Genomic DNA, 21,250 nt, shown 5'->3' with positions numbered 1-21,250 from the left:
ACTATACAAACCGTAATTTCGTAATGTAAATTACATAATTTATTATCAGTGCTAATTTACTGGTTATTTATTAGCCATTAACTGCTCTATATCAGCAATCTGCTTTGGTACGGCTGATGTAAGCACCTCATGCCCATCCTGGGTCACCACAACATCATCTTCGATACGAATGCCAATACCGCGGTAGGCCACAGGAATATCGTCGTCACAAGGGATATACAGGCCAGGCTCAACGGTAACGACCATGCCACTTTCAAGCGGGCGCGGGGTCTCTTCATTGAGGCGGTAGGTTCCCACATCATGTACGTCCAGCCCTAGCCAGTGTGATGTAGAGTGTAGGTAGAAGCGTCGGTAGCTCTCGTCGTCAATACGCGCCTGCTCATCGCCCTCTAACAACCCAAGAGCAATTAAGCCTGCGGTCAAATCGCGCACCACGCCTTGATGAATATCTGCCAGCGTAGTCCCTGGCTTGATAGCATGCACCGCACGCTCCTGGGCAGCTAGTACCACTTGGTAAAGCGCTCGCTGAGCGTCATTAAACTTACCGCTAACCGGAAACGTGCGGGTGATGTCCCCAGCATAGAGATCAAACTCCGCGCCAGCATCAATCAACACGAGCGTATCGGCTTTCAACATGTCGCTATTTTCAATGTAATGCAGTACGCAAGCGTTTTCCCCACCCCCCACAATGGTGCTATACGCTGGCCCGCTGGCGCCTTGCCAAGCGAACTCATGTTCCAACTCCGCTTGCAGCTGATACTCGCTTAATCCAGCACGGCAGCTACGCATCGCGCGGATATGCGCCTGGGCAGAAATAGCCGCCGCATGGCGCAGTAAGGCAATTTCAGCTGGGCTTTTAATAAGCCGCATTTCATGAACAAGCGGACGACTATCCAGCCATCCTTTTAGCGCTGGCTTACCGTGGCGCAGACCCGCCTGGGCATGGGCTAGCGCCTCTTCTGCAATACTTAGCGCCTCGGGATTATCTAGCGGCAGATAGAGCAGTTCGCGACCAGCTAATAGCCCCGGCAACTGCTCTTCCCGCTGAGCATTTTCAAACGCTTGATCAATACCATGTTGTGCCTCTACGCCCTGGGCACCTAAACGCCGACCTGTCCAGGCTTCCATAGTGGCGTCGCGGTCTTGGCAAAACACCACGCTTTGGCCTGCCTCACGGCCAGGCAGCACAACAAGCAACGCATCGGGCTCTTGAATGCCGGTCAAGTAGTAAAAGTCACTCTGCTGTCGAAACGTGTATTCGCTATCGTGAGAGCGAGTTACCAATGCAGCGCTTGGCACCACAAGCGCTGCATTGACAGGCAGTTGGGCGATGAGCGCTTCTCGGCGCTGGCGGTACTCAGCAGGTGTAATAGCAGCAGACCTAGGTAGTGTCTCAGGCAACATAGATAACTCCTGTATTAATGAACGGGGGCGTCGGACTGCTCGACCTGAGGCATCCCCGGGTGCTGCTCGGTATAAAGCAGCATGGCCGCCATACGCGCGTGCTCCGTCAAGGCAAATAAGTCATTTTCATTTTCAGGGCTATCGTCGATATCCGTTTCGATCTGTACAAGTCCCGCTAGGTCATCGATGGCCTCTTGTAGCGTTTTGGACCAGCGCTCGCGAAGCGTCTCATCAGCCACATCCTCGACAACTTCCATAAAACCCTGCGTCCACTCTTTTAGGCCCTGGGCTTGCTCGGCGAGTGAAAAAAGCTCATCAGGCAACAGCGGCGCGTAATTCAAATCGCTGGCGCTCAGTGCTTCAAGCGTTTGTCGTCGCCAACCTAGCAGGCGTTCAGCGCTAGCAGGATCCCGAGGCTGCTCGACACCTAAGCTTAGGCAAACCTCTTCTAGCCATGCTTCAGCCGTCACATCACGTAGTGCTAATAGACCACTTAAGCGGCCATCCAAAAAAGCGGGAGACTGCATACTTCCATGAAGAAGAAAAACATCCGCAACGTCAGAAAAATCCTGGCGCTCATTGATTAAGGACATGGGCATTGCTCGCTATACAAAAATGGGGGTGAAACCGTCATAACAACGTATCAAAAAGACTGCCAAACGGTGGAAGGATGCTAACAGCACTCGTGGCTGTGCGTTGACCCCACACAAGCCGCTCTCTTATAGTGAATGCTAGCTACCCTTCCTATGCAGTGATGTTAACGCATTGGTCACTAAAATGACCTGTGCCGGAGTTTTTGATGAGTAACGCGAAGCGGCCAACCAAAGAAATCACCCTACTGGGTCGCAGCTATATGATTGCTTGCGACACTGGCGAAGAAACCCAGCTTGAACGCGCTGCTCGCTATTTAGATCGCGCAATGCACGGCATTCATGCTCAAAGTAATACCCTTGGCAGCGAACGGGTGGCCGTCATGGCAGCCCTAAACATCACCCATGAATTGCTCGAGGTGCTAGATGAACACCGTGCGAGCGAAGCGAATCTTAGCCGTCTAAACGACCGCCTTGAACGGGCACTTGCCAGCACTCGCCAACAAAAAGAACCCTAAGAACCTGCCACGCCCCTTTGGCATTATCACTGGCTCTGTTAAGATGAAGATGTTCTCTGGGGTGTACGCCAGTCGTTATAGTCCCTCGAGCCTATGCGAAGTACCCAGGGGGCCAAATGCTAGCCAAACCCGTGTGCATGTCCGTGCGTCGGAAAGCCTGACGGTTTGGCTGCGGCCACCCACCTGAACCAGTAGGTTCAGGGCCAGAACGACAGCGGCATTCTGGGGAACTCTTAGTCTATTCTGCGGAATAACTTAGTTAGCTCGTTATGAGTAGCTCGTTATGAACGACACTGCTGTCTTCAGTATATCCGGCGATAAAGTTGCGCTTCGCCGCGAGCTTAGACGCAGACGCCGTATCCTTTCCCTAGATCAGCAAAAACAAGCCGCTGCCGCCCTTTGCCAGCGCCTTAAACAGCTGCCTGAAATTCGTCGAGCGAAACGCATTAGCCTTTATTTACCGGTTAATGGCGAGATAGACCCGACACACTTAATACCGTGGCTTCGTCAGCGAAAAGTAAGTATTTACTTACCTGTATTACGCCCATTCTCGACTAATCGTCTTTGGTTTGTTGCCTACCACGAGTCCACCCCTATGGTTAAAAATCGCTTTGGCATCGCAGAACCATGCTCACGATTTGCCGCCGAGCGGCGCAATCGCATGCCGGCTTGGGCGCTAGATACGCTGATTGTTCCGCTAGTAGGGTTTGATAAGCAAGCAAACCGTATGGGCATGGGAGGTGGCTTTTATGATCGGAGCCTTGCTTTTATGCGCTATCAAGGACCCGCTCCAACGTTGATTGGCGTTGCACACGCCTGCCAACAGGTGGCTACGCTGCCCCTAGAGCCTTGGGATATTCCGCTGGACGTGGTGGTTAGTGACACGATGGTCATTCGGCCAATAAAAACGGGCTGATCGTTAAGATCAGCCCGTTTTACTATCAGCGTCCACTCGCTAGGTGCAGCGTTTAGGCTGAAAGCGCTGTGACTAACTTGAGAAGTTAACTCCCCGACAGCGCTTGCGCATAGCCAGTGGCGAGTACCCCAAGTAAAAACACCACCGTTAGCGCCATCACCATATCAGGCTTTTTCCGCCGCATGCCTCATCTCCAACGTCTTTCACAGTTGCCGAATGCCCTAAGTGCGTCATCTAGGCAGTACGTATGAAAAGATGACACACCTCATTAATTTCGCCCACGACTATAGGGCCATAGGGGACAACTGACAACTGCTTTCAGCGCTATTTTTAACGCTCTATTAAACGTTTCTAAAAGTTCATATTTCTTAGCAGCCCTGTATCCTGGGGTTAGCGAACACTTACAAATATTTACGCCATAAAAAGCCGATACGCTGGATTATCACTCTCCTGCCAATAGCGGTAACCAATCGCATCCAAGTACTCAGCTACATGCGTTCGATCGCTACTGGGCACTTGCATCCCCACCAGCACACGACCATAGGCAGCGCCGTGATTACGGTAATGAAACAGTGAAATATTCCAGTCATGGGGCAACTGGGTTAAGAAGTTCATGAGCGCACCAGGGCGCTCTGGGAATTCGAAGCGGTAGAGTTCTTCTTCAAAACGCTCGCTAGGCCGGCCCCCACTAAGATGGCGAATATGTAGTTTCGCCAGCTCATTATCAGTTAAGTCTTCCACCTGATAGCCACCTTCACGCAGCTTATCAATCACGGCCTGACGATCTTCCCCACCTGGTTTGACCTGAACACCCACAAAAATATGCGCTTCGCTATTATCCGCATAGCGATAGCTAAACTCGGTGACCATTCGCTTCCCTAGTGTGCGGCAGAATTTTTTAAAACTGCCTGGCTTTTCTGCAATAGTCACCGCTAAGATCGCTTCTCGCTGCTCACCCAGCTCGGTTCGTTCCGCAATATGCTGCAAACGATCAAAGTTAGTATTCGCACCAGAGTTAATACATATCAGCGTCTCACCTTCAGCGCCGGTTTGCTGCACATATTTCTTCAGGCCTGCTAGTGAAAGCGCGCCTGATGTTTCCGCCACAGCACGAGTGTCCTCAAAAATATCTTTCACCGCGGCGCACATTTCATCGGTATTCACCGTGATAACGTCGTCGATTAAGTCACGCACTAATGAAAACGGCACCTCGCCGATTTGCGCCACAGCCACGCCTTCGGCAAATACGCCTACCTGATCAAGTATGACTCGCTCACCAGCTTCTAACGCAGCTTTGAGGCACGCGCTATCTTCCGCTTCTACGGCGATGATTTTGATATCTGGGCGCAGATATTTCACATACGCTGCGACACCGGCTATTAAGCCGCCACCGCCGACAGGAATAAAAATAGCGTCTAAACGGCCGCTATGCTGACGCAGAATTTCTACTCCGATAGTGCCCTGGCCTGCGACCACATCAATATCGTCAAACGGTGGAATATAGGTATAGCCATGCTCTTTAATCAGTTCTTGGGCATGCTCAGCGGCAGCGGCAAACGCATCGCCTTTCAAAATGACTTTTGCCCCGCGGGCACGCACTGCCTGAACTTTGATATCGGGCGTGATGCGAGGCATAACAATGACCGCTTTAACGCCCATAAGCTTAGCCGCCATCGCTAGGCCCTGGGCATGGTTGCCCGCCGATGCCGCGATAACACCCTTGGCCTTCTGCTCTTCAGTCAACTGGGCCATTTTGTTGTAGGCACCACGAATTTTGAATGAAAATACTGGCTGAAGGTCTTCGCGCTTAATCAAAATTTGGTTATTGAAACGACGCGACAAAAAGGGAGCGGGAGAAATAGGGGTCTCACAAGCGGCTTCATAGACGCGGGCTTGGAGGATCTTTTTGACGGTTGCTTCGAGCATGCGGGAATCCCAGAAAAATATCGTGACCCTGACGGGTGAGAGCAAAGCCTTTATTGGTAGCAGATTACGCCTAGCGTCGTCTAGCGGCGTTTCCATCGGCAGTTGGCGCGAAGGCCGTTATACTAGGGAGCACTGCCTAACCCTGACGCAGGAAAATATGATGACCCAAGATGAATTGAAAGCGGCCGTAGCGGATGTTGCGATTAAAGAGATTGAGCCTCATCTCGAAAAGGACACCGTGCTAGGCATTGGCACAGGCTCGACCGCGAACCTGTTTATTGATCGTTTAGGACCGCTAAGAGATCGTTTCAAAGGTGCCGTTGCCAGCTCAGAAGCCAGTGCTAAACGCTTACAGGCGCTAGGCATTGAGGTGTTTGAGTTAAATCATGTGGGCGATGTACCTTTTTACATCGATGGAGCAGACGAAGTAAATGCTAACTTACAAATGATTAAAGGCGGAGGCGCAGCGCTTACCCGAGAAAAAATCGTTGCTGCCTGCGCTAAACGCTTTATTTGTATTGCCGATGGCTCTAAATATGTGGCTCAGTTAGGCAACTTTCCGCTACCTGTCGAAGTTATTCCGATGGCGCGCTCCTATGTCGCTCGGGAGTTAGTCAAACTAGGCGCAGACCCCGTCTACCGCCAAGGTGTCGTCACTGATAATGGCAATCAAATTATTGATTGTTTCGACTTTATGATTGACGACCCAGCGTCTATGGAAGCGCGTATTAATGCCATTGTGGGCGTGGTAACGAACGGGTTATTTGCTCAACGCAGTGCTGATGTGCTGCTACTGGGTACAGAGAGCGGCGTTGAGCGCACAGCCTTACGTTAGCCACTGACTGAGCCCATCTAACGTGCGCGCCAGCGCGCCTCGGTGGGTTTCAACGACATCTCGCCCAACATGCCCAATGTGCTGGGCATGTTGTGGGTTTGCCAATAACTCGGCTAGCGCATCAGCCAAGGCATCCGGTGTTTCCACCACGCTTAATGCGCCTGCTGCTATCAGCGGCTCAGCTACATCGCTAAAATTCTCAAGCGAGGAGCCGCAGAGTACCGGCTTACCCAACGCCGCCGGCTCCAACACATTGTGGCCGCCAACGGGTACTAAACTGCCACCGACATAAGCCACACTGCCCGCTGCATAGAGCATTGCCAACTCTCCTAGCGTATCCCCCAGGTAGACCTGCGTTTGCGGCGTCACGGCCTCTTGCTGGCTGCGACGGCTTAGTACCCAGCCGCTCTGGGCACACAGCTTGGCTACGTCGTCAAAACGCTGCGGATGACGCGGCACCAATACCAATAACGCAGTTGGAAAGCGCTTCAACAGCTGGCGGTGGGCCTTCAAGAGCAGTGCTTCTTCCCCGTCACGGGTGGAGCCCGCCACCCATACAGGGCGTGCGCTCCAGTTTTGAAGTAAGTGCTCACTCTTCTTTAGAGTTTTTTCTTGAGAAGGTATCTCAAATTTTAACGAACCAACGACACAGGTTACTTCTGCGCGACAACCCAGTGCTTGAAAACGCTCAGCATCTTGCGCCGATTTAGCAGCTAACCACGTAACGTTAGCCAAAGCGCCAGCCATTAGCGGACGCAGCCGCTGATAGCGTGCAAAGGCTCGCGGCGATAGCCGCCCGTTCACTACCGCGACAGGTACTGCTTGTTGGTGGCAAGCATGCAGCAAGTTGGGCCACAGCTCGGTTTCAAACAGAATGGCAAGAGTGGGTTGCACGCGGGTAATAAAGCGCTTGGCCGCTCCCGGAAAATCTAAAGGGAGGAAGCAGTGAGCAAGCCGTACTTGGTCCGTTGCGGTTTGTTCACTGGCGATCGCCTGAACCTGCTGGGCACCCGTCGCAGTCATTGTGGTCAGCAGCAGGCTGTGCTGAGGGTAACGCGCCAGCAAACCCTCTATTAGGGGTCGGGCAGAACGTACTTCCCCCACCGAAGCACAGTGCAACCAAATTCGCGGCGCTGGGGGAAGCGTACCCAAACGCATCCCAAGTCGCTGTAAGCGCGAGTAAGTAAGCACTTGCTCACGCCAGATGCGCCAGCCAATCAACGGAGACAAAACATAGAGCGCCGCTGAATAGAGCAGCCTCGGCCACATCGGTGACGCCATTACCCTTCGCGATCCAGGATGGAGCTAATCATTGCGGTGGTCGATACGCCATCTTCAAAGCCAAGTACTTTCACGTCACCGCCGTTGGCGATAACGGCTTCGCCACCGGCAATATCTTCAGGGCGGTAATCGCCGCCTTTTACTAAAATATCCGGCAAAACGGCTTCAATTAACGCTTGGGGCGTATCGTCACTAAATGGCACGACCCAATCGACAGCGCCCAGCCCTGCCAGCACTTGCATACGACGATTAAGCGGGTTTATTGGCCGCTTAGGGCCTTTTAAGCGGCCAATCGAGGCATCGTCATTTACCGCAACGATAAGGCGATCTCCCAGGCGTTTGGCTTGTTCTAAGTAGGCCACGTGCCCTGCATGGAGAATATCAAAGCAACCATTGGTCATCACTACACGCTCGCCGCGCAGCTGAGCTGCACGCACAGCGTCGACCAGCGGAACTTGGTCAATCACCCCAAACTCAGCTAGTTTGTCGCCATGTAACGCGGTGTATAGCTCGGCTATCGAAAGCGTCGCTGTTCCCGGCTTGGCAACCACCAAGCCTGCCCCCAAATTGGCCAGCATCATCGCTTCCGGCAGCGCGTGCCCCGACGCTAGCGCGAGGCCCATCAAACCAATCACGGTATCACCTGCGCCGGTGACATCGAACACTTCCTGGGCTCGAGTGGGCAAATGGAGCGGTGCGTGACCTTCGCGAATGAGGGTCATACCTTTTTCGCTGCGAGTGATCAGTAGCGCTTCTAACTCAAGCTCGGCGCGCAACGCTTCTCCGCGCTGAGCCAGAACATCGTCATTGGCGCAGTGGCCAACTACCGCTTCAAACTCGGTTAAGTTAGGCGTAATCAAACTCGCCCCACGGTACTTACTAAAATCTAGGCCTTTCGGATCAACTAGAACTCGCTTGCCGAAAGCACGAGCCATCTGAACTAATGACTCGACCTGGTTAAGCGTTCCTTTACCGTAGTCAGAGAGAATCATCACATCGCAATCGGGCAGCGCTTTTTCGACCTGTTCCAGCAGTGCTGTGGTATCGACGCTATCGAGGCGCTGCTCAAAATCCAGCCGCAGAAGCTGCTGATTACGACTCATCACACGCAGCTTGGTAATCGTTGGTATCTCTGGGCTTCTTTGAAAGTAAGTACTTACATTTGAAGCCGCCAAACGCGATGTCAGCAGTGCGGCATTGTCGTCCTCTCCCACCACTCCAGCCAGGGCTGCATGACCACCGAGAGAGGCTACATTCAGTGCCACATTCGCCGCGCCACCGGGACGATCATCAGCATCCTCTACACGTACCACTGGCACCGGCGCTTCGGGTGAAATACGCGACGTGCCACCATGCCAATAGCGGTCGAGCATCACATCCCCTACCACCAGTACGCGGGCATGTTCCAGGGCGGTTAAATCAACTCTCATCCGAAGGTCCTGTTGTTGGCTGTACTGCTGTAGATGCCAGCAGCGCGTCTAGCTTAGCAATTACGTCGTCGGCCTTGATTAAATCCATAGCGTCCGCATGACGCACTCGCTGCCCCCAGCTCACCTCATCGACGGATTTATTTAGATATGTACGAACCGCTTCAGGGTAAGCATTGACCGCAAAATCCCGCCAACAATAAGGCGCTGCACGCTGAGGATTGGTGGTCGCGTAGAGGCCAAGCGTGGGTGTACCCATGGCGTTGCCCATGTGCGCCGGCCCGGTATCTGGGGCAATGACCGCACGGGCATTGTCAATCAGCGCTAGTACGCCTTTGAGCGACGTACCGCCGATAGCATTAATAACGCTATCTGGCTGACACAGCGCCTCAATTTGATCGCCGATTTCTCGCTCTAAAGAACTACCACCACCGGTCAGCACGCTCTTCAAACCATGGTGTACCCAAGCATGTTCAATCACGCTGGCATAGCCTTCCACTGACCAATTACGAAAGTTGCGTAACCGCGCGTTGCTGCAAGGATTAATGACCAGATATGGCGTATCGCCACTGACCCCACGAGCTTCCTCATAGGCCAGCGGTGGTACGGCCAGATTCCATTCCAATCGATCATCTTCTACGCCGAGCAAGCGAGCAAAATCCATAAATGACTCTAGCACATGGGCATTCGCACGTGGGGCAAGCTGGTACTGGGTAAACCAATGTTGCTTATCTTTGGCGCGCGCCTTATCGAATCCCACCCGCGCATTGGCTTTGAGTCCAAGCGAAAGCACGCTAGCGCGTATCGCCTGCTGCATGTGTAGCAGTACATCGAAGCGGGTGCCAGAAAGCTCTTTCCAGAGCGCGCGCATACCCGCAAGACCAGTGGACTTGTCATAGACAATAAACTCGACCCCGGAAAGCCCCGCCAGTAAACTGTGCTCCCCCTTGCCGATTATCCAGGTAATATGAGCGTGCGGCCACTGGCGCTGCAACGCTCGCACCGTGGGCACGAGATTGCACACGTCTCCCAACGCGGAGAGGCGCAAAATGGCAATATGGTTAGGTTGAGCAGGCAGAGAGGGCTTCATGCGCTTAGCGGCACTCCGGCAGAAAAATTGGCTGATTTTACATGATTCAGACAGTGTAAGTGACGCCGCCGCGTCACACCAACTGTCACAACCACTGTTACCAACAGGGGCACCCCCTCTTCATCCTGCTCTCTTTTGTGAAGCCTATTGGCGTGAACGCAATTTAGTCATTGGCGAAGCACCAGGGCGTGGGAGCAGTTTATTTCTAAAAGCAGGCGATGCAGAGCAGTGGGTGCTACGCCCTTACCGCCGGGGCGGGTTGATTGCCAAGCTAAGTAAAAAACGTTACCTATGGCTAGGTGAAGAGCGCACTCGGGCTTTTCGTGAGCTTCGCTTAACGGCCACCTTGTATGACCAAGGGCTGCCCGTGCCACGCCCCGTTGCCTGTTGTGTTATGCGTTATGGTCTGACGTATGAAGCCGCGCTCATTACCGTCAGGGTTCCAGGTGCTAGGGCTCTAGCATCGTTACTTTCTACTCACGAGACGGATGAGGCTTTACTTCAGCGCGTAGGTGTAATGATCAAACGCTTCCATCAAGTGGGCCTTGATCATGTGGACCTTAACGCCCGCAATATTTTAATCGACTCTAACGGTGAACCCTGGCTGATTGACCTGGACCGCTGTCGCTTGCGGCCACAAGGAAATTGGCAGGAACACAATATAAAACGTCTAGTAAGGTCGCTAACAAAATTTCATTGCCATCATGTGTTGCCCACAATATTAAAAGGTTATAATAGTTAACCTTTAAATTTAAAATGCAACATCATATTTTAGAATTTTAGATATACACTTTATTATTTCGTCAGGAGTAACTGATGAAAGATCTGTTAGTGATTCAACGTAATCGCTATTATCTCTTTCAAGAAACCATTCAGACAGATATTTCTTAAAAATAACAACTTGGTTCGCCCCTAATATATGAGCAACATGGGATGGGCCACAATCATTACTGATAAATATTTTACAACTATTTATCAAGCTAAAAAGAGCATTTACATCAGGGCTATGAATAACAAAAAAACCTTCTTTTTCAAGAATCTCCTTTTCCTTTTCTTCTTTAGGCCCGGTTAGAAAAGCAATTTCTTCTGACCTTAACTCTGAAATTTTTCTGGCTAGCTGAATATAATTAGTAAGTGGCCATTTTTTTTCGCCTCCCCCCGCACCAGGAGCAAGTACAATTCTATTGTTTAATACTCCAGCGGATTCAATATCATTTTTCAAATATGGAGTGATATCCAACGTCGATGTCACTCCTAGAAGTGACAAAAAAAGGTCAGCTCTGTAGTTAGTTACATCAAGAGGTACTGAATACGTATAAAGCGCTCCGAATTTTTTAAACCCTATTCTATAAGGAATTCTCAGCTTTAACATTTGCAGAGAAGTCCCAACACTAGAAGGACGCAGATTAAAGCCAATATCAAACTTGTATTTCCTACTTAAGCTATCTGTGCCAAAGCCATCAATTACTTCAAGTGCATTTATAAAACCTGCTTCAACTAGAAAATCTGCCCCTGAGTTTTTAGAGACACCCACCAATGTAGCATTGGGATATCTTTCCTTAACTGCGACTAAAAAAGGAATATGAACTACATATGCACCAAAAAAAGGCCTGTTATGTAAAAAAATAGCGATGCATTTAACTTTTAAAAAATCGTTCATTTAAAACAGCTCCTTCATAGGCATCGAGATAACTTTCAGCCATTTTTTCTTTACTATAAAACTCTAAAAGATGACGTGCATTTTCAACAAAAGACTCTCTCATAGATTTATTTTTTACTAATTTCACTATCCAGCTCTCGATTTCCTCAGTACTCCCTGGCGTTACTAAAATGCCTGTTTCACCATTCTTAATTAAATCAGGAATACCACCAACATTACTAGCAATAATAGGTACATTTGCATCCATAACATCTAAAAGAACTGACCCTAGTCCTTCGTTGCGAGATGGGAAAACAAAAAGATCCAGCGCTGGAATGAAATCGCCAATGTTAGACTTAAAGCCTGCCCATACAACATTTTTTAAGTGACTGCTTTCAGAGTGAAGCGCTTCCTCATCCTCACCTCGACCAAAAAAAACGAACAGCACTTCGGGATGGCTATGCTGTAATCGTGCTGCAGCCTCAAGTAGTATCCGCTGTCCTTTATGACGATCAACTAATGCACCAATATGGCCCACAATAAAGCGACCTGGATAGCTAGCGCGAAAGTGAGCAGCTACTTCGGGATCCGCTGTAAACCCCGTCATCGCACTAGGAATAGTCAACACATCATGCTTACTCCAGCATGATAACTGTTGTCGAATAATCGATGAAATAGCCACACAGCAATCTGCATCACTATAGAACAGTCGATTCACCAATTTATCTTTAATCGGTGTATCTACTCGGCGAGTCAACACATAGGGCGTACCGTATATACGCTTATGCAACCACGCCCAGTGCACCGCTTTAGCTTCATGAGCATGCACTACCGATGCGTGGCCGGCTTGCCTATGCCCAGCAATCTGCTGGTTAGCATCCACAAATCTTAAGTTCTCAATGCATAGAAGTTCATTACGCAATGGAGAATCTTTCCTGCATACCAACGTTTGCTGATCTACATGACGTTGCAAGGCTTGAATTAACAGCGCTGTCTGGCGTTCTCCACCGCGGAAACCTTTAGCAAGATTAACGTGAATAATATGCAAATTTTCCTCATACAAATCGTTGCCATCACCCTGGTATAGTACTGTATCTACCAACCACCAGTGCAGGATTTAAATAAATGCCTATGGATGTGAGTGTCGTTATCATTACTCGCAATGCGGCTGCGACACTTAGCCGAACATTAGACGCCTTGACGTGCTATGACGATGTCGTGGTATATGACAACGGCTCCACAGACGAAACATGTAGTATTGTACAAGCCTACTCCAATACAACATTACACCATGGTGCATTTTTAGGCTTTGGCCTTACCAAACGTACTGCCGTATCGTTAGCAAAATATGATTGGATCTTATCAATAGATGCTGACGAAGCGCCGACAAAAGAGCTCAACGCTGCGATTAATGACTGGGTAGCCACTGCCACACCTCAACAGGCTGGTAAAATATTGCGTGAAAACTGGATGCTGGGTAAACCCGTTCGCCACTCCGGCTGGGGAAATGACTGGTTAGTTCGGCTGTTTAATCGTAACACATGCAACTTTAATGATGCTGCTGTTCATGAGTCAGTAAACTTAGAAAAAAATACAGAAGTTTCTCGGCTTAATGGAAAAATTGAACATCTTGCCATTAACGACCTCGCCCAGTTCCTTGATAAGATAAATCGCTATTCAGACCTTCGTGCATCATCAAAAAAACTCAAACATCATCCTTTTTCACTCATATTTCTCAAGGCTCTGTTTGCATTTATACGCACTTATTTTTTTCGCCTCGGCATACTAGATGGCTGGCGTGGACTTACCATATCTGTTGCTAATGCAAATGGTGTTTTTTGGAAATATGCCAAAAATAATGTTAATAGCCGCCTATAATACATTGTAAATTTTTCTATCACGACGTGTTGATATCACTAAAGATATCTCTACTACTGGGCAGTCTCCACCTGATCTTGTGATCAAGAGGCCCCGTATTTCTTTACTCTATCAACACTCGTTTCTGGAGACGCATGCCAGCACCAAGGTCACTCAAACTTACTCCATGGCTGCCACTGCTCGTTATCGGTATCTGTCTTGGCTATGCCATCACCGTCCTAACTCGGCTGCCTTGGTGGACGCTATTTTTCACAGCCGCTCTATGGATCAGCATTGGTCTTAAGCTGCGCTGGGGCGCGCCGCTAAACGCTCGCTATCGCCGGATGTGGCCTTGGTCGCTGATACCACTCAGCTTGCTAGGCGTCTATATCTATTTAGCTGATAGTTTTGGCAATGTCGATTTAGGCGCCGTGTTTTTCCACCTTCAAGCCGGCATGGCCGAGCATGGCGGTGCTGGAAAAATGATCACTGCGGTTATTTACACGGCGAGTGTGCTCGCCGTGCTGGCATCGGTTACCTGGATTACTCGGCATGATCAGCGTTGGCGACTAGCTGAACGTTTTGTTGCACTTCTCTTGCTAGCCGCAAATCCGATGCTATACGGTTTAGGGCAGCGCAGCGCAGCTATTGTAACGGATGATGGTGCTTGGTTAGATCGACGTTACGTGCCACCGCCCACGGAAGACCAAGTCAATGCGCCTAACCTATTGGTCATGTACTTGGAAAGTATTGAACGCACGTATAGCAATGAGCTATTTGGTGATGCTTACGCTGATTTAACCGCACTAGGCGAACGCGGGCTGGTCTTTGAGGGTATCCAGCAAATGGAAAACACTGGCTGGACCATGGCGGGTATGATTGCTAGCCAGTGTGGTGTGCCACTGATGCCTGCAGGGCTGTTACACGATAGTCAGTTCGATCCACTATCTAAAGTCGTTCCCGGGGTTGATTGCCTAGGCGATGTGTTAGCCGCTCAAGGCTATCGTCTTAGCTATTTGGGTGGGGCCAGCACCCAGTTTGCTGGTAAAGGCCTTTTCTACCGAGGCCATCAGTTTAATACAGTAAAAGGAAAGGAGGAGCTATCGGCGGAACTCGATGACCCAGAGTACGTTAATAGCTGGGGACTCTACGACGATACACTTTACGATTTTACTGTGGATGAGATTCGTCGTTTGAGTGAAGAGGATGACGGCCCCTGGGCAGTGGTTAATCTAAGCATTGCTGGTCATGCTCCTGGCGGCTTCCCCTCCCAAACGTGCCTAGACCGCCAGGGTGAGTTCGATGGTCAGGATATCTTATATTCGGTGAAATGTTCGGCTAGCCAAGCGCGCGATCTTATTGAGCGCCTTGAACAAGAAGGTCTACTCGAAAACACCTTAGTTGTCGTCCTTAGCGATCACCTCACGATGCGCGTGTCAGTTTGGGATCAACTGACAACACTTGAGCGAGACAATACGCTAATCATGCTAGGGGATGACATCACACCACTGACAGTGCGGCGGGGAGCGACAATGTTAGACGTATTCCCCACTATTTTGGATGCCATGGGACTACCACTTACTAACAACCGTGCAGGGCTTGGCGCGTCATTACTTAGCAATCAACCAACATTGGTAGAAACACATGGGCTTGAGGTGCTTAACGAGCGGCTCAGAGAAGAGACCGCGTTACAGCACCGTCTTTGGGAAGGACTGACTCCTCAACGACGTAAACCGCAAGATAATGAGAGTGCCGACCAACAGGTTATAGAAGCGCCTGCTGATCAGGCCGATGAAGTCGAGATTATGCGTTAACATTAACGCCGTTAGCGCGCTGACTATCGACACGCATCGCTCGGTATACTTGCTCTACTTCTAGCTCATTCAAACAGTTGGTATGCCCCAGCGGGCAGGTACGCTTAAAGCAAGGTGAGCAGGAAAGTGCTAAATAGTGAATGACGGCATTATCGGTTAGGGGCGGTGTGTAAGCAGGTGATGAAGAACCGTAAAGAGCGTGAATACGCACCCCCACCGCGGCGGCCACGTGCATTAAGCCTGAGTCGTTGGTAACTACTTGACGACAGTCTGCTAACAGATCAACGGCATCCGCCAATTGGGTTTTACCGCACAAGTTATGCGCATGGGGCAGTTCTTTTACAATGTTCTCACCTGCAGTATGGTCTTTAGGCCCACCAAACACACGCACTTCAAATCCGTCTTTGATCAGCCGCGCTGCTAACTCATGAAAATAACCTAATGGCCACTGCTTAGCAGGTCCGTACTCAGCACCAGGCATCATGCCAATCGCAGGTCGTGACGACAGCGCATGGGTAAGACGTAAGTTGACTAGGTTATCTCGATCAATCGTTAATCGCGGTGTGGGGATCGCAAATTCACCACGCATTGCCTCTTCCAGAGGTAGCCCCAAAGAAACAAACCGCTTCACCGTTTGGTTCAACACTTGTTTATCTAGCTTACGCCTCTCCTTCAACAAACCGTAACGGTGTTCACCCAAAAAGCCGATACGCTCAGGAATACGTGCCATAAAAGGAACTAGCGCTGCTTTCCAGGAGCGCGGAAGAACAATGGCACGATCAAAGCGCCCCCGTAAACGCACCGCCAGCTCACGGCGGTTGGCAAGACCAAACTCGCCATGCCCTACAGCCAATGAAAGCACTTCATCGACTTCAGGCATGCGCTCAAGGATAGGCTTTGACCAAGCAGGCGCCACTACGCCTAGGGTTGATCCTGGATAGCGTGCTTTAAGGGTGATGAACAGGCTTTGCGCCATCACCATATCGCCGACCCAGGATGGGCCGACCACCAATATGCGCTTGGCAGAATTAGCCATTTAGCCACTCCAAATAGGCTTTCACACCTTGGGCGACGGTCTTGAATTCGACATCACACCCTGAGGCACGCAGATTGCTAATATCTGCCCGAGTGTAGCTTTGATAGCGTCCTTTAAGCTCTTCAGGGAAAGGGATGTAGTCAATTTGCCCTTGGCCATAAAACTCAATCACCGCCTCGCCAATCGCTTTGAATGGCTCTGCACGTCCGGTGCCCAAATTGAAAATACCCGAGGCATGGGGGTTGTCTAAAAACCAAAGATTGACGTCAACCACATCACCAACATAAACAAAGTCGCGACTTTGCATACCAGCTTCGTAACCGCCGTAAGCGCCAAATAGCTTTAAGGTTTCACCATTACAAATTTGCAAATGGTTATGGTAAGCCACACTCGCCATCTTGCCCTTATGCTGTTCACGGGGACCATAAACATTGAAATAACGAAAACCCACTACTTGTGTCGTCAACTCATCCCAGCGAGAACGTACGTGCTGATCAAACAGCAGTTTAGAGTAGCCGTATACGTTGAGCGGTTTTTCATGCTCAGGCGCTTCTTTGAACACCTCACTGCCACCGTAAGTTGCCGCTGACGATGCATACAAAAACGGGATGCCAAACTTTTCACAGTAGTTCAACAACACCTTAGAGTACTCGTAGTTATTCTCCATCATGTAGTGCCCGTCCCACTCTGTCGTGTCGGAGCACGCACCTTCGTGGAAAATCGCATCGATGGTTGGTAGATCCACCGATTCACCTCGCAATGCAGCCTTTACTCGCGTTAAAAAGTCATCTTTGTCTAAGTAATCGGCCAGCGTGCAGTCAGCCAAATTAATAAACTTGGTACCATCACGCAGATCGTCGACCACCATTACATCATCGCGTCCGCGAGCGTTCAGCGCTTTGACAATATTGGCACCGATAAAACCGGCCCCGCCTGTTACCACGATCATCGCGTTCTCCTTACCAAAAGCGGCTCTGTTGGCTAACGTGCCTATAACCCATCTCTCTGTGATTGTATACTTGACGGCTTATGAATTCATGGCCAACGGTGCTTTCCGCGATGAGTGTCTCGACAAACCAATCGACACCTGATGTGTCGACCTTTCAAGGCTTGATCCTTGCTCTGCAACAGTACTGGGCAGAACAAGGCTGTGTCATTCTCCAACCTCTCGATATGGAAGTCGGCGCGGGCACCTTCCACCCTGCCACCTTCCTACGGGCAATTGGCCCAGAAAACTGGAATGCTGCCTATGTGCAGCCTTCCCGCCGCCCGACAGATGGCCGCTATGGGGAAAACCCCAATCGTTTGCAGCACTACTACCAATTCCAGGTGGTAATGAAGCCGTCGCCCAGCAATCTACAAGATTTATACCTAGGCTCACTAAAACGCCTAGGGCTCGACCCGCTTATCCATGATGTGCGCTTCGTGGAAGATAACTGGGAATCCCCCACCCTGGGCGCCTGGGGTCTTGGTTGGGAGGTGTGGCTCAACGGCATGGAAGTCACCCAGTTCACCTACTTCCAGCAAGCAGGCGGCATTGAGTGCTACCCCGTTACAGGTGAGCTCACCTATGGGCTTGAGCGTATCGCCATGTACCTGCAAAACGTCGATAGCGTTTATGACCTGGTGTGGGCCATCGCGCCTGACGGCAGCAAGGTCAGCTACGGCGACGTCTACCTTCAGAATGAACGTGAGCAGTCAGCCTATAACTTTGAGCACGCGGATGTTGATCAGCTGTTCGCCTCCTTTGACCATCAGGAAAAAGAGTGCAGCAAACTCCTAGCCGCCAGCCTGCCACTGCCAGCCTACGAGCAGGTGCTCAAAGCGTCTCACACGTTTAACCTGTTGGATGCTCGCCATGCGATTTCAGTGACCGAACGCCAGCGTTTTATTCTGCGCGTTCGCACCATGGCACGCGACGTTGCTACCGCTTATTTTGAGTCTCGTAAAGCAGCAGGCTTCCCCATGGCCCCCGAGGCCCTGCGCCGCGAACTACTAGCCGATCAGGGAGACGCATAATGGCTGTTGATACGCTTTTATTAGAACTAGGTGCAGAAGAGCTTCCCCCCACAGCGCTGGATGCGCTTTCTGACGCCTTTGCAGCCGGCATTGAAAAAGGCCTGCAAGAAGCCGAGATTCCGTTCCAAAGCGTCATTGCTTACGCGACCCCACGCCGTTTAGCGGTACAAGTTATTGGCCTTGAAGACAAACAGCCTGATCGTGAGGTTGAGCGCCGTGGCCCTGCCCTAGCCGCTGCATACAAGGATGGCGTGCCCACCAAAGCAGCCGAAGGCTTCGCGCGCTCTTGCGGCGTCAGCGTTGATGAGCTGATTCACCTGGAAACCGATAAAGGTACTTGGCTTGGTTTCCGCGAACAGCAGCAAGGCGAGACTGTACAGGCGCTACTGCCAGAGATGGTTCGCAAAACGCTGCAGTCGCTACCGGTACCTAAAAACATGCGCTGGGGCTCCTCTCGCGTTGAGTTCTCCCGCCCGGTTCACTGGCTGGTTGCGCTTTATGGCAGCGACGTTATTGCCGCCGAGGCGCTTGGCCTTCAAGCCAGCCGCACCACCTACGGCCACCGTTTCCACGCACCAGATGCTATACAGCTTGAGCACGCTGATGACTACCTAGCTGCACTTGAAAATGCCTATGTGCTGGCTGATCGCCAACGCCGTCGCGAGCGTATCCGAGAGCAAGTATTAGCCGAAGCCGAGGTACAAGAAGCCAACGCCGTGATTGATGAGGACCTGCTAGTTGAAGTTAGCGGGTTAGTTGAATGGCCGGTCGCGTTGACGGGTAGTTTCGATGAGCGTTTTCTGGAAGTGCCTGCCGAATGCTTGATCTCTTCTATGAAGGCCAACCAAAAATATTTCCACCTGCTGGATGATCAGGGCAATCTAAAACCGCTGTTTATCACTATTTCAAACATCGAAAGCCAGGATCCTGATCAGGTCATTTCCGGTAACGAAAAGGTTATTCGGCCACGCTTAGCGGATGCTGCCTTCTTCTATGACACGGATCGCAAGCAAACGCTTGCCTCGCGTATTCCTCAGCTAGAAAGCGTCGTATTCCAGCAACAGTTAGGCACGCTGGCAGATAAAGCCCGCCGCAGCACGGCGATTGCTACCTTTATCGCTGAGCGCATCAAGGGCGATGTGGAGCATGCCCAACGCGCGGTGGCATTGGCCAAGTGCGACTTGGTCACCGAAATGGTGCTCGAATTCCCAGAGCTCCAGGGCATTATGGGCCGCTATTATGCCGAGCAAGATGGCGAGCCTGCCGACGTTGCCCAGGCATTGGAGGAGCAGTACCTGCCCCGCTTTGCCAGCGACGACATTCCGCAGAGTCTCACCGGCCAAGCGCTAGCGTTGGCTGACCGGCTCGATACGCTTATCGGTATTTTCGGCATTGGCCAGCGTCCAACCGGTGCGAAAGACCCCTTCGCTCTTCGCCGTGCCTCCATTGGTGTGTTGAACATCCTGATCAAAGGTGAGCTAAACCTGGATCTCCGCGAGCTACTTGACGTGGCCGCAGAACAGCACCAGGGGCTACCCAAGGCGGATGGTTTAGTGGAAGACGTGCTGACGTATATGTTGGATCGCTTCCGCGCCTGGGGACAGGAAGAAGGCATTAGTGCAGAAATGTACTTAGCGGTTCGCGCTCGCCCGGTCACTAAACCACTGGATTTTGCTCGCCGCTTACGTGCCGTTAAAGCCTTTGCTCAACGTGAGGAAGCCGCTGCGTTAGCCGCTGCCAACAAGCGTGTTTCAAATATCCTGAGCAAGCAAGAACATAACGGTATTACCCAGGTTGATCAGAGCCTGCTTCAAGAAGATGCTGAGAAGACGCTATTCAATGCAGTAACAGCCAGCCAGCAACAAGTGGCTCCGTTATTTGCAGCAGGTGACTACCAGCAGGCGCTAGATGCGCTGGCGATGCTTCGCAAGCCTGTCGATGCTTTCTTCGATCAGGTTATGGTCATGGCCGACGACAACGCTGTTCGCCATAATCGCTTAGCGCTACTTGCCAGCCTGCAGGCGCTTTTTCTGGAAGTGGCGGATATTTCACAGCTGCCACAGTAAATACGCGCATCACAATCGGCTAATCCTGGTGTAGACACAGCAGCCCGGCTTCTCGCAAGCCGGGCTTTTTTGGCTTGTTACCACTATATTGTCGCTTTTCTCCAGACTAAACTCAGCGTTCTGCTGGCTGCTTGTTTCACGTGAAACACTCGCCCAATTGCTAAGCGCTTATTACTCTTATAGATGACCGTGGTGTGCTATTAAGGAGTTCTATGATCTCAGCTAACCAACTGGTGATACTCGATCGTGACGGTGTCATCAATCACGACTCCGATGCTTATATTAAATCACTAGAGGAGTGGATTCCCTACCCTTCTGCAATCGATGCAATTGCCCAACTGGCCCAGGCAGGGTATACCGTGGCAATAGCTACCAATCAGTCGGGTATTGCACGAGGCTATTATGATGAGGCAACGCTTCACTTAATGCATGAGCGTCTAACAACGCTAGTTGAAGCGAAAGGTGGGCATATTGCACATATTGCTTACTGCCCTCACGGCCCCGATGAACAGTGCGCTTGTCGAAAACCATTACCAGGATTGCTGTTGCAAATTCAGCAGCGATTAGGAATGGAGAGTATCATTGGCAGTTGGATGGTCGGCGACAGCCTACGAGATCTACAAGCCGGTGAAGCAGTCGGGTGCCAGCCAGTGTTGGTCAGAACAGGTAAAGGAGAGAAAACGCTAGCAAATCATAAAGGACTTGAGAACACGCTGGTTTATTCAGACCTAGCTGCGTTTGCAGATTGGCTATGCAAACAGTAGCAATTTATTTTTCTTCCAATTTATCCTATCTTATTTTCTCGATAGCAACGAAAAAACGCCGCTCCTTT

General features: G+C 50.9%; 19 protein-coding genes and 1 other RNA gene. 10 read left to right on the top strand and 10 right to left on the bottom strand.

Annotated features, from left to right (window positions below; translation table 11 throughout):
* Window positions 1–63 precede the first annotated feature (63 nt).
* Both pepP and CR46_RS0108115 read right to left on the bottom strand, forming a co-directional pair.
* Complete coding sequence (pepP, locus tag CR46_RS0108120) at window positions 64–1,404, bottom strand: Xaa-Pro aminopeptidase (protein ID WP_030071702.1); 1,341 nt, start codon at window positions 1,402–1,404, stop codon at window positions 64–66.
* 14 nt (window positions 1,405–1,418) lie between these two features.
* Complete coding sequence (locus CR46_RS0108115) at window positions 1,419–1,997, bottom strand: UPF0149 family protein (RefSeq protein WP_030071700.1); 579 nt, start codon at window positions 1,995–1,997, stop codon at window positions 1,419–1,421.
* A 206-nt stretch (window positions 1,998–2,203) separates the two neighbouring features.
* On the opposite strand from CR46_RS0108115, the gene CR46_RS0108110 reads away from it, so the two are divergent.
* From CR46_RS0108110 to CR46_RS0108105, 3 genes are all read left to right on the top strand, one after another.
* Complete coding sequence (locus CR46_RS0108110; protein WP_030071698.1) at window positions 2,204–2,512, top strand: cell division protein ZapA; 309 nt, start codon at window positions 2,204–2,206, stop codon at window positions 2,510–2,512.
* A gap of 50 nt (window positions 2,513–2,562) precedes the next feature.
* Window positions 2,563–2,745: non-coding RNA, 6S RNA (gene ssrS / locus CR46_RS18115), on the top strand.
* Window positions 2,746–2,795: 50 nt separating this feature from the next.
* Entirely contained in the window at window positions 2,796–3,428 is a 633-nt protein-coding gene (locus CR46_RS0108105; protein ID WP_030071696.1) for a 5-formyltetrahydrofolate cyclo-ligase, read from the top strand.
* A 411-nt stretch (window positions 3,429–3,839) separates the two neighbouring features.
* On the opposite strand, the gene ilvA is transcribed toward CR46_RS0108105, so the two are convergent.
* Window positions 3,840–5,354 (bottom strand): threonine ammonia-lyase, biosynthetic, encoded by a 1,515-nt coding sequence (gene ilvA / locus CR46_RS0108095; RefSeq protein WP_030071695.1) that lies wholly within the window; start codon window positions 5,352–5,354, stop codon window positions 3,840–3,842.
* A 160-nt stretch (window positions 5,355–5,514) separates the two neighbouring features.
* On the opposite strand from ilvA, the gene rpiA reads away from it, so the two are divergent.
* Complete coding sequence (gene rpiA, locus CR46_RS0108090; RefSeq protein ID WP_030071692.1) at window positions 5,515–6,189, top strand: ribose-5-phosphate isomerase RpiA; 675 nt, start codon at window positions 5,515–5,517, stop codon at window positions 6,187–6,189.
* Here rpiA and waaA read toward each other — a convergent pair.
* Genes waaA through CR46_RS0108075 form a run of 3 tightly spaced genes read right to left on the bottom strand, consistent with a single transcriptional unit; the run spans window position 6,181 to window position 9,987 of the window.
* A complete protein-coding gene (waaA, locus tag CR46_RS0108085; RefSeq protein WP_030071691.1) occupies window positions 6,181–7,470 on the bottom strand; it encodes a lipid IV(A) 3-deoxy-D-manno-octulosonic acid transferase in 1,290 nt (429 codons plus the stop codon). The two genes, rpiA and waaA, sit on opposite strands and share 9 nt — an antisense overlap.
* Window positions 7,470–8,900, bottom strand: a complete 1,431-nt coding sequence (gene hldE, locus CR46_RS0108080) for a bifunctional D-glycero-beta-D-manno-heptose-7-phosphate kinase/D-glycero-beta-D-manno-heptose 1-phosphate adenylyltransferase HldE (protein WP_030071688.1) — start codon at window positions 8,898–8,900, stop codon at window positions 7,470–7,472. Before hldE ends, waaA begins: the two co-directional genes overlap by 1 nt.
* Window positions 8,890–9,987 carry a glycosyltransferase family 9 protein gene (locus CR46_RS0108075; protein ID WP_030071686.1) on the bottom strand — a complete coding sequence of 366 codons (1,098 nt, stop codon included), beginning with the start codon at window positions 9,985–9,987 and terminating at the stop codon, window positions 8,890–8,892. The genes hldE and CR46_RS0108075 overlap by 11 nt, the downstream gene beginning before the upstream one ends.
* On the opposite strand from CR46_RS0108075, the gene CR46_RS0108070 reads away from it, so the two are divergent.
* Entirely contained in the window at window positions 9,986–10,729 is a 744-nt protein-coding gene (locus tag CR46_RS0108070; RefSeq protein ID WP_030071685.1) for a 3-deoxy-D-manno-octulosonic acid kinase, read from the top strand. The two genes, CR46_RS0108075 and CR46_RS0108070, sit on opposite strands and share 2 nt — an antisense overlap.
* Before the next feature lie 9 nt (window positions 10,730–10,738).
* Here the strand turns inward: CR46_RS0108070 and CR46_RS0108065 are convergent, their stop codons facing one another.
* Together CR46_RS0108065 and CR46_RS0108060 are read right to left on the bottom strand one after the other, a co-directional pair.
* The gene (locus tag CR46_RS0108065) at window positions 10,739–11,647 is read right to left on the bottom strand and encodes a glycosyltransferase family 9 protein (protein WP_030071684.1); all 909 of its coding nucleotides are present in this window, start codon (window positions 11,645–11,647) and stop codon (window positions 10,739–10,741) included.
* A complete protein-coding gene (locus CR46_RS0108060) occupies window positions 11,625–12,674 on the bottom strand; it encodes a glycosyltransferase family 4 protein (RefSeq protein ID WP_030071682.1) in 1,050 nt (349 codons plus the stop codon). Before CR46_RS0108060 ends, CR46_RS0108065 begins: the two co-directional genes overlap by 23 nt.
* A gap of 77 nt (window positions 12,675–12,751) precedes the next feature.
* Between CR46_RS0108060 and CR46_RS0108055 the strand changes: the two genes are divergently transcribed.
* Together CR46_RS0108055 and CR46_RS0108050 are read left to right on the top strand one after the other, a co-directional pair.
* Entirely contained in the window at window positions 12,752–13,504 is a 753-nt protein-coding gene (locus CR46_RS0108055) for a glycosyltransferase family 2 protein (protein ID WP_030071680.1), read from the top strand.
* Between the two features lie 134 nt (window positions 13,505–13,638).
* Window positions 13,639–15,297 carry a sulfatase-like hydrolase/transferase gene (locus CR46_RS0108050; RefSeq protein WP_035536395.1) on the top strand — a complete coding sequence of 553 codons (1,659 nt, stop codon included), beginning with the start codon at window positions 13,639–13,641 and terminating at the stop codon, window positions 15,295–15,297.
* Here CR46_RS0108050 and waaF read toward each other — a convergent pair.
* Both waaF and rfaD read right to left on the bottom strand, forming a co-directional pair.
* Window positions 15,287–16,333 (bottom strand): lipopolysaccharide heptosyltransferase II, encoded by a 1,047-nt coding sequence (waaF, locus tag CR46_RS0108045; protein ID WP_030071675.1) that lies wholly within the window; start codon window positions 16,331–16,333, stop codon window positions 15,287–15,289. The two genes, CR46_RS0108050 and waaF, sit on opposite strands and share 11 nt — an antisense overlap.
* Window positions 16,326–17,282 (bottom strand): ADP-glyceromanno-heptose 6-epimerase, encoded by a 957-nt coding sequence (rfaD, locus tag CR46_RS0108040; protein ID WP_030071673.1) that lies wholly within the window; start codon window positions 17,280–17,282, stop codon window positions 16,326–16,328. The genes waaF and rfaD overlap by 8 nt, the downstream gene beginning before the upstream one ends.
* A 110-nt stretch (window positions 17,283–17,392) precedes the next feature.
* Here rfaD and glyQ point away from each other — a divergent pair, with 110 nt between their 5' ends.
* The 3 genes from glyQ to gmhB all read left to right on the top strand — a co-directional run bounded on the left by glyQ (window position 17,393) and on the right by gmhB (window position 21,182).
* A complete protein-coding gene (gene glyQ, locus CR46_RS0108035) occupies window positions 17,393–18,352 on the top strand; it encodes a glycine--tRNA ligase subunit alpha (protein WP_030071671.1) in 960 nt (319 codons plus the stop codon).
* Window positions 18,352–20,418: a glycine--tRNA ligase subunit beta gene (gene glyS, locus CR46_RS0108030; RefSeq protein ID WP_030071669.1), complete on the top strand. Its 2,067-nt coding sequence runs from the start codon at window positions 18,352–18,354 to the stop codon at window positions 20,416–20,418. The genes glyQ and glyS overlap by 1 nt, the downstream gene beginning before the upstream one ends.
* A 212-nt stretch (window positions 20,419–20,630) precedes the next feature.
* Window positions 20,631–21,182, top strand: coding sequence for a D-glycero-beta-D-manno-heptose 1,7-bisphosphate 7-phosphatase (gene gmhB, locus CR46_RS0108025; protein ID WP_030071667.1), 552 nt, complete (start codon window positions 20,631–20,633; stop codon window positions 21,180–21,182).
* The last annotated feature ends 68 nt before the right edge of the window (window positions 21,183–21,250 follow it).

The sequence above is a fragment of the Vreelandella neptunia genome (assembly GCF_000712975.1).
GTDB classification, from domain to species: Bacteria; Pseudomonadota; Gammaproteobacteria; order Pseudomonadales; family Halomonadaceae; genus Vreelandella; species Vreelandella qaidamensis.
The sequence above is the reverse complement of the archived record's forward strand: the minus strand, read 5'-3'. Positions and strand labels throughout refer to the sequence as shown.